We start from the raw sequence: 13,913 nt of genomic DNA on the forward strand, positions 1-13,913 counted from the left end.
GGCCTCGGCGGGAAACGTGGAAAAACACCGCACAGGGGTGGAACGGGGTGATGTCCGGTACCTCCGCTGACGCGGCGTCGACCCGGGGTGGACGCGAGGTGCGTACGAGATGGACCCGGACCCGGGTGACCCGGCGGCGCGGGCGCCCCGGGCGGGTGGCGCAGGCGGGCGCCCCGGGCGGGTGGCGCAGGCGGGCGCCCCGGACCGGCGCCCGGGCGGGTGCCCTGGGCCGGTGCCCGGGCGGGTGTCCGCAAATTGGGATGAGCGGGCCCGCCCCCCGATCGTAGGCTCCCTCCTGATGTCCACTACACATATATCCGCCGGGAAACGTTCCGCCGTGCGCTCGCTGCTGCGCCTGTGGCCCTGTGTGCGTCCCGCGCGGAACCGGCTGCTCTTCGCGGCCCTCGTCGCGATCGTGGCCTCCTGCCTGAGCCTGGTGATTCCCCTGGTGCTCAAGTGGATGGTGGACGGCCCCGTGGCCGACCGGGACCCGTCGGGGGTCTGGCTGGGCGCGCTCGCCGTACTGCTGCTCGGATTCGCCGAGGCGCTGCTCTTCGGCTTCCGGCGCTGGCTGGTCGCCCGCCCCCTGGCCGAGGTCGAGGCCCGGATGCGGGCGGACCTCTACGCCCGGCTCCAGCGGCTGCCGATCGCGTTCCACGACCGCTGGCCCTCCGGGCAGCTCCTCTCGCGGGGCACCACCGATCTGATGATCGTGCGGATGTTCTTCCAGTTCCCGCTGACCTTCCTCCTCGTCAACGCCGTGACCATCGCGGTCGGTTTCGTGATCCTGTTCTGGCAGGGCTGGCTGCTGGCGACGGTGCTGCTCGCGCCGGTCGTCCCGCTGCTGGCGCTGATCTCCTTCTACGAGGCGCGCTTCGCCACCGCATCGCGGCGCAGCCAGGACCAGGTGGGCGATCTGACGACGGTGGTCGAGGAGAGCGTCCTCGGCATCCGGATCATCAAGGGCTTCGGCCGCCACCGCGGCCAGGTCCGTGCCTTCCAGGAGCTGGCCGGGGAGCTGCGCGGCACGGAGCTGCTGAAGGCGCGGCTCCTCGGGATCATCTGGGCGGTCATCACGGTCCTCCCCGAACTGGCCGTGGGCTCGGTGCTGGTGCTCGGCACCGTGCGGGTGGCGGACGGCGATCTCTCGGCGGGCACGCTGGTGGCGTTCCTCTCGATCGCGCTGGCGCTGCGCTGGCCGGTGGAGTCCATCGGCTTTCTGCTGGCGATGAGCCAGGAGACGGCGACCGCGACCGACCGCTACTTCGAGGTGATGGACGAACCGGAGGAAAAGGATTCGGCCAGCGCCGGAGACCGCCCCGGCACCGCCGTACCGGAGGGGGCGGACGGTGGCGGGCTGCGCTTCGAGGGCGTGGCGTTCCGCTACCCGGACGCGGACCCCCAGGCGGCGCCGGTGCTCGGCGGCGTCGATCTGGAGATCCGGCCCGGCGAGACGATGGCCCTGGTGGGCGGGACGGGCAGCGGGAAGACCACACTCACCGCACTCGTTCCCCGGCTGCACGAGGCCACCGCCGGACGGATCACGCTGGACGGCGAGGACATCGCCGCGATGCCCCGGGAGCGGCTGCGCTCCCTGGTGTCGGTGGCCTTCGAGGAGCCCACGCTGTTCTCGGCGACCGTGGCCGAGAACGTATTGATGGGCATCGCCGACGGAGCGGCGCCCGGCGACGGCGGGCACCCCCCGGAGCGGCGGCGGGGCGAACGGGACGCCGGGCGGAGCGCCGCGCTGGACCGGGCCCTGGACGTGGCCCAGGCGGGTTTCGTCCACGAGCTGCCCCAGGGCGTGGACACCGAGGTGGGCGAGCAGGGCCTGAGCCTGTCGGGCGGCCAGCGCCAGCGGCTCGCGCTGGCGCGGGCGGTGGTCGGCCGGCCCCGCTTCCTGGTGCTCGACGACCCGCTGTCGGCACTCGACGTCCACACGGAGGCGCTGGTCGAGGCGGCCCTGCGCCGGGTCCTCGCGGACACGACCGCGCTGGTGGTGGCCCACCGCCCGTCGACGGTGCTGCTCGCCGACCGGGTGGCGCTGCTGTCCGGTGGCCGGATCTCGGCCGTCGGAACCCATCAGGAACTGCTGCGGACGAACGCCGAGTACGCCTGGCTGATGTCGGGGACGGACCCGGTACGGGCCCCGCGGGACGGCGAGGACACCGGCCACGGCAGCGACGGCGAACTCCCGGAAGGAACCGCACGATGACCGCCGCGACCACATCCGGCACCACAGGCCCCACGGGCACCACCGGCGGCGAGGAGCGGACCGCGCCCGGGGAGCCCGGACCTCCCGGAGGGCCGGGACCGGGAACAGGACCGGGACCGGGACCGGCCCCCGGCGGAGGCGACCCCTTCGACGAGGACGACCTGCCCGCCCCCCGGGGCGCGACCCTGGCCCTGCTGCGGTCGCTGCTCTCCCCGCACCGCGCCCGCGCGATCCGGTTCGTGGCGGTCCTCCTCGTCCACCAGCTCGTCCTCCAGGCCGGGCCGCTGCTGGTGGCGTACGCCATCGACCGGGGTGTCCCCGCCTACCGGGACGGGGAGTACGGCCCGGTCCTCGCCGTCGCCACCGGCTACGCGCTGTGCGCCGCCGGGGCCGGGCTGCTCCAGTATCTGTTCATGTCCGTCTCGGGCCGGCTCAGCCAGGACGTCCTGCTCGATCTGCGCGGCCGGATCTTCCGCCAGGCGCAGGCGCTGAGCGTCGATTTCCACGAGCGGTACACCTCGGGACGGCTGATCGCCCGCTCCACCACCGATGTCGAGGCCCTGCGCGAACTCCTGGAGGAGGGCCTCCAGGAGCTGATCAACGTCACGCTGGCCTTTGTCTACATCGGCGCCCTGCTGCTCTGGCTGGATCTCGGGCTCGGCGCGGTCGCCATCGCGTCCTTCCTTCCGCTGGCGCTGCTGGTGCGCCTCTACCGGCGGCGGGCCGCCGTCATCTACGGGGACCGCTCGACCGCGATCGCCGGGGTCATCGTGAAGTTCACGGAGACCCTCAACGGCATCCGCCCGGTGCGGGCCTTCCGCCGGGAGCGGTCGAACGACGAGGCGTTCCACGTCCTGAACGAGCGCCACAAGCAGCGCAACGGGGACGCGATGCTGGAGGTCGCGCTCTATGTCGTCGGCTCCCGGCTGGTGGCGAACACGACGGTGACGGCGCTGGTGCTCTGGGGCGCGTACCGGGTCGCGGACGGGACGCTGGCCCTCGGGGTGCTGGCCGCCGTGACGCTGTATCTGCGGCGGATGTACGACCCGATCGACCGGCTGGCGATCTTCCTCAACTCCTTCGAGAGCGCCGCCGCCTCGCTGCGGAAGATCGCGGGGCTGCTGGCCCAGACCCCGTCCGTCCCGGAGCCCGCCCGCCCCGGGGAGCTGCCGCCGGCGCGGGGCGAGGGGCCGGGCCGTGCGGTGGTCTTCGAGGACGTCCGGTTCGCCTACCGGACGGGCGGCGAGGTGCTGCCGCGCTTCGATCTGACCATCCCGGCGGGGCAGACCCTCGCGGTCGTCGGCTCCACCGGCGCGGGCAAGTCGACCCTGGCCAAGCTGCTGGCCCGGTTCTACGACCCGACGGAGGGCCGGGTGCTGCTGGACGGCACCGACCTCAGGGAGCTGTCCCTGCCGGAGCTGCGGCGCGGGGTGGTCATGGTGACCCAGGAGGCGTTCCTGTTCTCCGGGACGGTGGCGGAGAACATCGCCGTCGGACGGCCGGACGCGACCCGCGCGGAGATCGAGGAGGCGGCGCGGGCCATCGGGGCGCACGCGTTCATCAGCGCCCTGCCGGACGGTTACGACACCGATGTGCGCAAGCGCGGCGGCCGGATCTCCGCCGGGCAGCGGCAGTTGGTGGGCTTCGCCCGGGCGCTGCTCGCGGACCCCGCCGTGCTCATCCTGGACGAGGCGACCAGTTCTCTGGACATCCCCGGGGAACGGGCGGTGCAGCGGGCCATGGACACGGTGCTGCGCGGACGTACCGCGATCGTGATCGCCCACCGGCTCTCCACGGTGGAGGTCGCCGACCGGGTGCTGGTGATGGAGCGGGGCCGGATCGTGGAGGACGGAACGCCCCGGGAGCTGATCGGGGGGACGGGCCGCTTCGCGGACCTGCACCGGGCCTGGCGGGACAGCCTGGTCTGACCGTTTTCCGTGACGGTGTCTCCCCGCCCGGCGGCCGGGCGGGGAGACACCGTCGTATCGGCGTGTCAGCGGCCGGGGGGCGACGCGGCTCCGGCCGCCGTACCGGCCGGGGGCGGCATCGATCACTGAGTGCGGGTACTCGTGCCGGGCCGGCGGAGCGGCCGGGTCAGAGCCGTCGGCGGTGGGTGCGCAGACCGTCGAGGACGAGGCGGAGACCGAAGGCGAAGTGGGCCTCGAAGTCCGCGGCGGCCAGGGTGGGGAGTACGGCGCGGAGGTGGGGGTGGCGGTCGTCGGAGCCGACGGCCGCGCGGAGGCGTTCGGGGGAGGTTCGGGCGTCGGGCGCGCCACCCCGGGCGGCCTGTTCCTCCAGGGTGTGGCCGAGGGTGAAGTGGACGATCGCCAGGGCGCCCCGGGCGGCGTCCGGGTCGTCGAGACCGGCCTCGCGCACGACGCCGACCAGGGCGTCGGCGAAACCGAGGGTGCCGGGGCCGAACGAGTGCGTACCGGCGTAGACCCGGGCCCCGTCCCGGTGCGCCAGCAGGGCTCCGCGCAGCGCGTACGCCAGCGCCGCGGCCCGCTCGTCCCACTCCCCCGCCGGTCCCTCCGGCACGGACGCTGAATCCGCGGACGTCGCGGACGTCGCGGAAGCCATCGACTCCGCTGCCGGAAGGGCGTGTTCCGCCAGGATGCGTTCGGCCATCGCCGTCAGCAGGTCGTGCTTCGTGGCGAAGTACCGGTAGAGCGCGCCCGCCCGGACCCCCATCGCCTCCGCGAGCCGCCGCATGGTGAGCGCGTCCAGGCCCACCTCGTCCAGCAGATCCAGCGCGACGGTGACGGTGCGCTCGGGGTCGAGGCGGGCGGGGCGGCCGCGGCCGGGGCGGGGGGTTGACGTGGCGCTCATCCGGCCCATCATAGTGAACAGCGTTCACGTGAACATCGTTCACTAAATGGGAGGGCACAGATGGACCTCACCGGGGACACCGATGTACTCGTCGTGGGAGCGGGCCCGACGGGTCTGATGCTCGCGGCCGAGCTGGCCCTCGCCGGGGTACGGGTCACCGTGGCCGAGCGCCACGCCGAACCGCGCCGGGAGTCGCGGGCGCTGTCCCTGCACCCGCGCAGCCGGGAGCTGCTGGACCAGCGGGGGATCGCCGACCGCCTCCCCGCCGGACCGGTCGCGCCCGTATGGCACTTCGGCACGCTCGGCACCCGGCTCGACTTCTCCGCCCTCGACACCCGGCACGGCGGCACGCTCGTCGTCGGACAGGCCCGTATCGAGGCCCTGCTGGAGGCGTGGGCCCGGGAGCTGGGCGCGGAGATCCTGCGCGGGTACAAGCTGGTGGAGCTGGGCCGGGACGCCGACGGCGTCGACGCGCGCCTCAGCGGCGGCGCGGGCCGGCGCGCCGTGCGGGCGCGCTGGGCCGTCGGCTGCGACGGCGGGCGCAGCGCGGTCCGGGAGGCGGCGGGCATCGCCTTCCCCGGCAGCCCGGAGACCCTGACCGGGATGCTCGGCGACTTCGCCGTCACCGAGCCGCCCCCCTCGTCGCTCCTGTTCGCGCGGGAGCGGCCGGCGGGGGTCCTGATCGTTCCGATGGAGGGCGGGCTGACCCGTTTCGCCCTGGTGGACCCGGCGCGGATGCGGGTGCCCTCGCGGGAGCCGGTCACGCTGGAGGAGTTCCGCGCCTCCCTCACCGCCGTCTGCGGCACCGACTTCGGAGTGGACCGGCCGCACTGGCTCTCCCGTTTCGGGAACGCGACCCGGCTCGCGGAGCGCTACCGCTCGGGCCGGGTGCTGCTCGCCGGGGACGCCGCGCACATCCACTTCCCCGCCGCCGGACAGGGCCTGAACACCGGCCTCCAGGACGCCGTGAACCTCGGCTGGAAGCTCGCCGCCACCGTCCGCGGCTGGGCCCCGCCCGGCCTCCTCGACACCTATGACGCGGAGCGGCGCCCCGTCGGGCGGGCGCTGGCGGAGAACACCGAGGCACAGACGCTGCTCATCGAACTGCCGCTGACGGAGCGCTACCGGAGGCCCGGGACGGCGCTGCGCGGTCTGATGAACGAGCTGTTGGGCATCGAGGACGTGAACCGGCTGCTGGCGGAGCGGGTGTCGGCGCTGGGCGTCGCGTACCCGGCGCCGGGGCCGGGTGCCGACCCGCTGGCGGGACGGCGGATGCCCGACTTCGGACTGACCGCGGCGGGCCCGGCGGACCGGCTGTTCGCGCTCCTCGCCGACGGCCGTTTCGTCCTGCTCGGTCTGGACGGGGAACACCCCGCCGCCGAGCCGTGGCGGGACCGGGTGACCGGGTGCGCCGTGACGGCCCATGAGCGCCGGGCCGACCTGGACGGGGTGCGGGAGCTGCTGATCCGCCCGGACGGCCATGTCGCGTGGGCGTCCCGCACCGCCGACCCCCGTACGCGGGCGAAGGAGCGGACCGCCGCGCTCACCGCGTGGGCGGGGCTGCCGTAGCGGCGCCCGGGCCCGCGGCCGGCCGGCCCCGGACGCGGGGCGCCGACCGGCGGGTCCGGCGTGACAGATCACGCCGTTCTGTCCAGGGCGGGTCATGACGGCACCGTGACGGCCATGTGTCCGCGCGTGGCGTCGGGACACCCGGGTTCCGGGCGATCGTGCCTGCGTGGGGCGGGTGTGGGCCGGTGGGCGCGGAGGGGCCGTTCACAGTGGCGCAACACCGTACACACGTCCGTTCAACGAACACCCGCACTCGCTCAACGGAGCACATCCGGCCATTCCTTGACGCGACTCTGTCAAAAACTGTCGTGTCCCTGCCACTCTTCCCCCCATTCGGACACCGCCGTTCCCGCACCACCGCGTGACCGCACCACCGCACACCCTCTTCTCGGCTCTGCTCCTCAGCTCTGTCCGGGCCGGTCCCTTCCACCGCCCGGTTCCCCCTCGCAGAAGGAGTTCGTGTGAGATCCACCCCTCGCAGGCGTGTCGGCGCCGCCGGAGCACTCTTCCTCTCCGCCGCGATGATCGCCGTGGGCGTCCAGGCCGGAGTCCCGGCCTCGGCCGCGCCCGCCGACCGGGCCGGGGCCGCCTTCGGCGCCGCCGTGGCCGACGCGGACCCCGGGGCACTGCCCCAGCAGCTCACCCCCGCCCAGCGCACCGGGCTGATACGCGCGCAGAGCGCGACCACCGGGGAGACGGCCCGCGAACTCGGGCTCGGACCGCAGGAGAAGCTGCTCGTACGGGAGGTGGCCCGGGACCGCGACGGGACCGTCCACACCCGCTACGAGCGCACCTACGCCGGGCTGCCGGTGCTCGGCGGGGACCTCGTCGTCGCCAGCGCCAAGGACGGCGCGGTGACCTCGGTCGTCAAGGCGTCCCGGACCGCGCTGCGCGGGGTCGCCACGACCGCCCGTGTCACCCCGGCCACCGCCGAGAAGCAGGCGCGCGCCCGGGCCGTGGCCCAGAAGGCCAGCGGGACGGAGACGGAGCACGCGCCGCGCAAGGTCGTCTGGCTCGCGCAGGGTTCGAAGCCGGTCCTGGCGTACGAGACGGTCGTCGGCGGCACCCAGCCCGACGGGACCCCGAACGAGCTGCACGTCGTCACCGACGCCACCACCGGCGCGAAGCTGTACGAGTGGCAGGCCGTCCACAACGGCACCGGCCACACGCAGTACAGCGGGCAGGTGACCCTCGGCAGCGTGGCGTCCGGAGGAACGTTCAACCTCACCGACACCGCGCGGGGCAACCACCGCACCCACAACCTCAACCGCGGCACCACCGGGACCGGCGCCCTCTTCTCGGGCCCGGACGACATCTGGGGCAACGGCCTTCCGGCCGACGCGGAGACCGCCGGTGCCGACGCCGCCTATGGCGCGGGTCTGACCTGGGACTACTTCAAGAATGTGCACGGCCGCAACGGCATCAAGAACGACGGCGTGGGCGCGTACTCCCGGGTCCACTACGGCAACAACTATGTCAACGCCTTCTGGACCGACAGCTGCTTCTGCATGACCTACGGCGACGGCGCGGGCAATGCCAAGCCGCTGACCTCGATCGACGTGGCCGCGCACGAGATGACCCACGGTGTCACCTCCAACACCGCCGGTCTCATCTACAGCGGGGAGTCCGGCGGCCTCAACGAGGCGACGTCCGACATCTTCGCCGCGGCGGTCGAGTTCCACGCGAACAACGCGCAGGACCCGGGCGACTACCTCGTCGGCGAGAAGATCGACATCCGGGGCAACGGCACCCCGCTGCGGTACATGGACCGGCCGAGCCGGGACGGCAGCTCCAAGGACTACTGGTACTCCGGCATCGGCAGCATCGGCGTCCACTCCTCCTCCGGCGTGGGCAACCACTGGTTCTACCTCGCCTCCGAGGGCAGCGGGCCCAAGACCGTCAACGGCGTGAGCTACGACTCCCCGACCTACGACGGGCAGCCGGTCACCCCGATCGGCCGGGACAAGGCAGCGCTGATCTGGTACCGGGCGCTGACCACCAAGTTCACGACCACGACCAACTACGCGGCGGCGCGCGCCGGAACGATCGCGGCGGCGACCGAGCTGTACGGCGCGGGCAGCCCCGAGGTCACCAACATCACCCACGCCTGGGCGGCCGTGAACGTCGGCGCCCGGCCCGGCGGGGGCGGCAACCCCGGCGGCCCGAGCTTCGAGAACACCGCCGATGTGGCCATCCCGGACAACGGCGCGGCGGTCACCTCTCCGGTCGCGGTCACCGGTGTGGCGGGCAACGCGCCGTCGAACCTCGCGGTGGACGTGGACATCGTCCACACCTGGCGCGGTGACCTCCAGGTGGACCTGGTGGCCCCCGACGGGACCGTCTACCCGCTGAAGCCGCTCAGCCCGTCCGACTCCGGGGACGACGTACGGGAGATCTTCACGGTCAACGCCTCGTCCGAGGTCGCCAACGGGACCTGGGGGCTGCGGGTCCAGGACCGGGCCACCGCGGACACCGGCTACATCAACAGCGTCAAGCTGACTTTCTGATCCGCCGCCGGTCCGGCCCGTGAGGGCGGACGCGGCACGGGTCCTCCGGCCCCCCGGCACCGCCCTCGGCGGCCCCGGGGGGCCTCGCCGTGCCGCCTGCCCCTCCCCTGCCCTCCCTTGCCGTGTCGCGCCCGTTCCATGCCCATCCGCGAGCGGTTCACGATAGATTCGGGCCCCGGCGCATCCCCGGGCCGGGAATCCCGTCCCATCGGCCGGATGGCATGATCCACTGGCCAACTCAGTGAACTATGCACGCAGTAGGCGACAAAAGGAGAGCATGTGACGCGCCAGGCCAGCCGTCGGCCCTCCGGTGACCCTGGGCCGCAGAATCGATTCTCGGATGTCTTCGCCGGTCAGCCGGCCACCATCAGGCGGGGTCCGCTGCCGGGGCGGCGGGTGTGGACCGCGCTCGGCGCGGCCGGTGGGCTGACCTGTCTCTCCCTGCTGACCGCCGCCCTGGTGGGGCAGGTGGACTTCGGCGGGGAACGGACGGAGAAGGCCGCGGCGGAACGGACGACGGCGGCCGAGCAGCAACCGCCGGGACCCGCGGGCCTCGACGGCGCGGACGGTGCCGACGGGGTCGACGGCGTCGACGGCGTCGACGAGGTGGACGGGGTCGACGCCGGGCACGAGTACTCCGACGAGTACCCCGACAACACGGAGTCCGGGGACGACACCGCCTCGGAGGGCGTTCCTCCGGCCGTCGGCTCGGGAAAGGGAGCGAAATCGGGATCGGGGACGGGCTCCGGCGCGCGGCCCGGCACCGCGACGGGCCCCGGCACCGCACCCGCCCGGGGCTCCGGCACCGGCGCCCCGGCTCCGCAGCGGCCCGCCCCGCCCCCGGCGGACAAGCCCCGCCCGCCCGCACCCCCCGTGCCGAAGCCTCCGGCCCCCAAGCCCCCGGCGCCGAAGCCACCCACGGCCCCGCAACCCGTCAAGCCCGTCAAGCCCGTCAAGCCCGTCAACTATGTCGCCAAGGGCCCCACGAAGAACCGGGCGCTGAACCGCTGTGTCGACGTCGTCGGCGGTGTGGTCACCGACGGGGCGGCCCTGCGCGCCACCACCTGCTCCGGGCAGCAGCGCCAGCGCTGGGAGTTCCGCAAGGACGGCGAGGTCTGGTCGCGCATCAACCGCGTGTACTGCATGGACGTCCAGTGGGGCAACACCGGCAGCGGCACCCCGCTCCAGGTCGCCCATTGCAGCGGCAACCCCGCCCAGCAGCTCCGGCTGCGCTCCGACGGCACGATCCACAACCCGAGGTCCGGGAAGTGCGTCGAGGCCGTCGACGAGGGCGGGAAGCGGGGCATCCGGCTCCAGTTGCAGCGCTGCGACGGCTCCGGCGCACAGCGGTGGCTCGTGGGCTGAGCCTCTGGGCGTACGGCCCGGGGCCCGCTCCCCGCGGGCCCGGGCCCCGCGGCTCAGCCCGCCGCGCCCAGGAACCCCGGCGCCCCCGCCGGACTCTCCGGCACCTCCAGCTCGGGCACGTCCAGCTCCGAGAGTGTGACGAGGTCCGTCTCCGACGGCGTCTCGATCTCCGCCACCCGGTACGCCTGCCGCTCGGTCATCGCCTGGAACGTCTGCCGCGCGGAACGGCCGTTGCCGAACCGCCCGTCCCTCGGGAAGTGCGCGAAGTACACGTCGAGCATCGCGCGCGCCGCGTCCGTCAGCTCGTACTGATGGGTCCCGGCGTGCTGTTCGACGATCCGCACCAACTCGGCGTTGTCGTAGTCCTCGAAAAGCAGGGTGCGGTTGAAACGGGAGGCCAGACCGGGGTTGGAGTCGATGAAGCGCTCCATCTCGTTCGGGTAGCCCGCCACGATGACGACCACCGCGTCCCGGTGGTCCTCCATCAGCTTCACCAGCGTCGCGACGGCCTCCTGCGCGAAGTCGTTCCCGCCGCCGCCCCCGGCGGGCGCCAGCGAGTACGCCTCGTCGATGAAGAGCACCCCGCCCATCGCCTCCATGAAGACCCGCTGGGTCTTGGGGCCGGTGTGTCCGACGTACTCGCCCACCAGCGCGGAACGGTCCGCCTCGACCAGATGGCCGCGTTCCAGGAGCCCCACGGCGGCGAGGATGCGGCCGTAGAGCCGGGCCACCGTCGTCTTGCCGGTGCCGGGGTTGCCCGCGAAGACGAGGTGCCTGCTCAGCGGGGGCGCGGCGAGCCCGGCGGCCTCCCGGCGCTGCACCATCCGCATGAGCTTCACCAGCGAGGCCACGTCCTGCTTGACCCGGGCGAGACCGATCAGCGCGTCCAGCTCCCCGAGCAGGTCCTCCAGGCTCTCCTCCTCGGCACCGTCCGCCGCCGGGTCCGCGCCCGGGGCGGCGGGGGCGGGGAGTCCGGGCGCGGTGTCCCGTCCACCCGCCCGGGCGGTGGCGGGCCGCGGCAGCGCGCGGGGGTCCGGCCACACCGGTGACTCCACCCGGACGGAGACGCACTCCTCCACGACCGGCTCGGCGCCGGGCTCGGCGCTCAGATCCTCGGACGCGTCCTGCACCAGGACGCGGCGCAGCACCGGGCGGGCCGCGTCACCGAGGTGAACGGCGGGGAAGCCGGGGGACAGGATCGCGCACTCCTCGAACACCCCGCCGCCGCGGGCGTCGACGACCAGGCCGTTCTTCCCGGGGCGCACGATCCGTACGCCCGTCAGCTCCGGTGCGGCGCCGCCCGCGACGACCACGCCCGTACCGGCGGCGTCCAGGATCTCCACCCCGTCGACCCGGGGCCGGGTGCCCTCCTCGATCACCAGTCCGGCGGTGCCCGAACGCAGCAGCCGCCCGCCGGTGATCTCCTGTGCTCCCGTGCCGCCGAGGACGGCGGCGGCACGCTCGCTGTCGGCGATCTCGCACTCCCGCAGCCGCAGTTCGCTCCCGCCGCCGGAGGTCGCACCGGTGCGGCAGCGGCGGACGGCGACTGCCGCGAGGGTGGCCCGGGCGGTGTCGGAGAGGTCGACGCCCGACATGCCGCAGTCGGTGATCCGGCTGTCCTCCAGGGTGAGCCGGGCGGCGGCGACGGTGTGCGCCCCGTGTTCGGGGGTGGTGCCGATCAGCAGCCCGGACAGCCGGGTCTCGGCCTCGCCACCGGTGTGGACGGCGCTGAAGCGGCAGTCGGTCAGCTCGGAGTCGGTGAGGTCGACCCGGGAGCTGTCCGTGGCGACGAGGCCGTTGGCGGCGGACTCGCGGACGACCGCGCCGACGGCGGTCAGCCGGGCGCCGCCGTGGGCGAAGAGCGCGGCGGCGGCGGTGCGGACGATACGGGTGCCGGTCAGCTCGGTGCGGGTGTCGTCACCGGCGCTCACGCCGGAGCCGCCGGTGTCGCGCAGCAGGCAGTGGTTCAGGACGGCGTGGCCGCCTCCGCCGACGCGGACGGCGTCCCCGCCGCTGCCGGTCAGCTCGCAGCCGTCGAGGCGCACTCCGCCCTCGTCCGTGCCCCTGTCCGCCGGTGAGCTGCCGAGGATCCGCACCGCGTCCCCCGCGCAGTCCCGCACCCGGCAGTCGGTGAGCCTCAGGGAGCCCTGGTCCTCGACGAGGACGCCGCTGCGGCCCGCCCCGTCGATGAGGGCGTCCCGCACGGTGACACGGGCGTTCTCCCGTATCCGCAGGGCCGATCCGGTGGTGGCGCGGACCGAGCCGCCGACGACGTCGAGACGGGTGGTGCCGCCCGCGACGACGCCGGTGCCCTCGGTGCCGTCGATCCGGCAGTCGGTGAAGCGGACCGGCCCCGTGGTGCGCAGCAGTACCCCGGCGAGCCCGGCTCCGGTGAGGACCGCCCCGGTCAGCTCCAGTTCGGCCGCGCCCCGTGCCTCCAGCCGTCCGGCGGCGAGGCCGCCGCCCTCCCAGCGGGTCCGGCCGCCGCCGAGGACGACGGCGGGCCGGTCGGCGGCGGCGCCCTCGGCCACGAGGCCCTGGAGCAGGACCCGTTCCCCCGCGGTCACCTCCAGGACGGGCCGCTCGGGGTCCGTTCCGGCGACGACGACCGCACCGGCCGCCGGGCCGCCGTCGGGCCGCAGGGTCACCGCGCGGTCGATCCGCAGATGCTCCTGGTAGCGGCCGGGGGCGATCGCTATCTCGTCGCCGTCGGCGGCTGCCCGCAGCGCGGCGGTGAGGGTGGCGTGGGCGCCCTCGGCGCGGGGGTCGACCCGGTGGACGGCGGAGCGGGGCGGGGGTGTGCTCACCGTGGTCCCCTTCCGGAGTACGGCTGTCCTTCTGTCATGGTCCCATCCTGGACCGCAGCCGCCTTTCCGGTCCTGCCGGGTCAACGCCCAGTGCCCTCAGGGCGTTCCTGGCGCGGTCCGGCTCGCGGCGGGCCCGGTGCAGTTCGGCGACAGTGGTGAGGCCGGTGTCGCCCCGGGGGCCGGGGCCGCCAGGCGGTCGGCCCCGTCGAGCTGCCGCACCGCCCGCGCCAGGGCGTCCACGGCATCGGCCACGGCGGCCGGTGGTACCGGGCCGCCGGGAACCCCCGGCGGAGGCGCGGCCACAGCGACCCGGCCGACCCCGACGGGACGTGGGCCGAGGCACCCGGCGGCAGCAGAGCGGCCCCGCGCCGAAGGCGGCCCACGAGAAGCCGGCCCTCTCCCCCCAGACCGCCGTGGACAGCATCAACACGTTCGCGAACCAGTCCAATCAGATCAAGAAGTCCGTGAAGTCCGTGCAGGAGATGGACGCGTCCGCCGCGGACAGCACCGGCACGTCCCGACCCGCGCCCGGCCCTTCCGGGGACACGCGGACGGCGGCCCGCCCCCGGCGCCTTCGCGTGCCGGGGACGGGCCGCCGCCGTCGGTGGGCAGGAACCGCGG

The 13,913-nt window shown here is 74.4% G+C and carries 8 protein-coding genes; 5 read left to right on the forward strand and 3 right to left on the reverse strand.

All coding sequences use genetic code 11. The annotated features are described in order from the left end of the window. The first annotated feature begins 298 nt into the window (after nucleotides 1-298). Both CRV15_RS37680 and CRV15_RS37685 read left to right on the forward strand, forming a co-directional pair. Nucleotides 299-2,215 carry an ABC transporter ATP-binding protein gene (locus CRV15_RS37680; protein WP_003961906.1) on the forward strand — a complete coding sequence of 639 codons (1,917 nt, stop codon included), beginning with the start codon at nucleotides 299-301 and terminating at the stop codon, nucleotides 2,213-2,215. Then, entirely contained in the window at nucleotides 2,212-4,143 is a 1,932-nt protein-coding gene (locus tag CRV15_RS37685) for an ABC transporter ATP-binding protein (RefSeq protein ID WP_003955792.1), read from the forward strand. Before CRV15_RS37680 ends, CRV15_RS37685 begins: the two co-directional genes overlap by 4 nt. A gap of 166 nt (nucleotides 4,144-4,309) precedes the next feature. Here CRV15_RS37685 and CRV15_RS06765 read toward each other — a convergent pair whose 3' ends face one another. Next, nucleotides 4,310-5,044, reverse strand: coding sequence for a TetR/AcrR family transcriptional regulator C-terminal domain-containing protein (locus CRV15_RS06765; RefSeq protein WP_029183052.1), 735 nt, complete (start codon nucleotides 5,042-5,044; stop codon nucleotides 4,310-4,312). A 60-nt stretch (nucleotides 5,045-5,104) separates the two neighbouring features. Between CRV15_RS06765 and CRV15_RS06770 the strand changes: the two genes are divergently transcribed. The 3 genes from CRV15_RS06770 to CRV15_RS06780 all read left to right on the forward strand — a co-directional run bounded on the left by CRV15_RS06770 (nucleotide 5,105) and on the right by CRV15_RS06780 (nucleotide 10,485). After that, nucleotides 5,105-6,613, forward strand: coding sequence for an FAD-dependent monooxygenase (locus tag CRV15_RS06770; protein WP_003961904.1), 1,509 nt, complete (start codon nucleotides 5,105-5,107; stop codon nucleotides 6,611-6,613). 461 nt (nucleotides 6,614-7,074) lie between these two features. Beyond that, entirely contained in the window at nucleotides 7,075-9,120 is a 2,046-nt protein-coding gene (locus CRV15_RS06775; protein WP_009997597.1) for a M4 family metallopeptidase, read from the forward strand. 279 nt (nucleotides 9,121-9,399) lie between these two features. Further along, entirely contained in the window at nucleotides 9,400-10,485 is a 1,086-nt protein-coding gene (locus tag CRV15_RS06780; protein ID WP_003961902.1) for an RICIN domain-containing protein, read from the forward strand. A 53-nt stretch (nucleotides 10,486-10,538) separates the two neighbouring features. Here the strand turns inward: CRV15_RS06780 and CRV15_RS06785 are convergent, their stop codons facing one another. Both CRV15_RS06785 and CRV15_RS35860 read right to left on the reverse strand, forming a co-directional pair. Next, nucleotides 10,539-13,292: a right-handed parallel beta-helix repeat-containing protein gene (locus tag CRV15_RS06785; RefSeq protein ID WP_003961901.1), complete on the reverse strand. Its 2,754-nt coding sequence runs from the start codon at nucleotides 13,290-13,292 to the stop codon at nucleotides 10,539-10,541. A gap of 96 nt (nucleotides 13,293-13,388) precedes the next feature. Beyond that, nucleotides 13,389-13,544, reverse strand: coding sequence for a hypothetical protein (locus CRV15_RS35860; protein WP_157849179.1), 156 nt, complete (start codon nucleotides 13,542-13,544; stop codon nucleotides 13,389-13,391). Nucleotides 13,545-13,913: the final 369 nt, after the last annotated feature.

The organism is Streptomyces clavuligerus (genome assembly GCF_005519465.1).
GTDB lineage: Bacteria > Actinomycetota > Actinomycetes > Streptomycetales > Streptomycetaceae > Streptomyces > Streptomyces clavuligerus.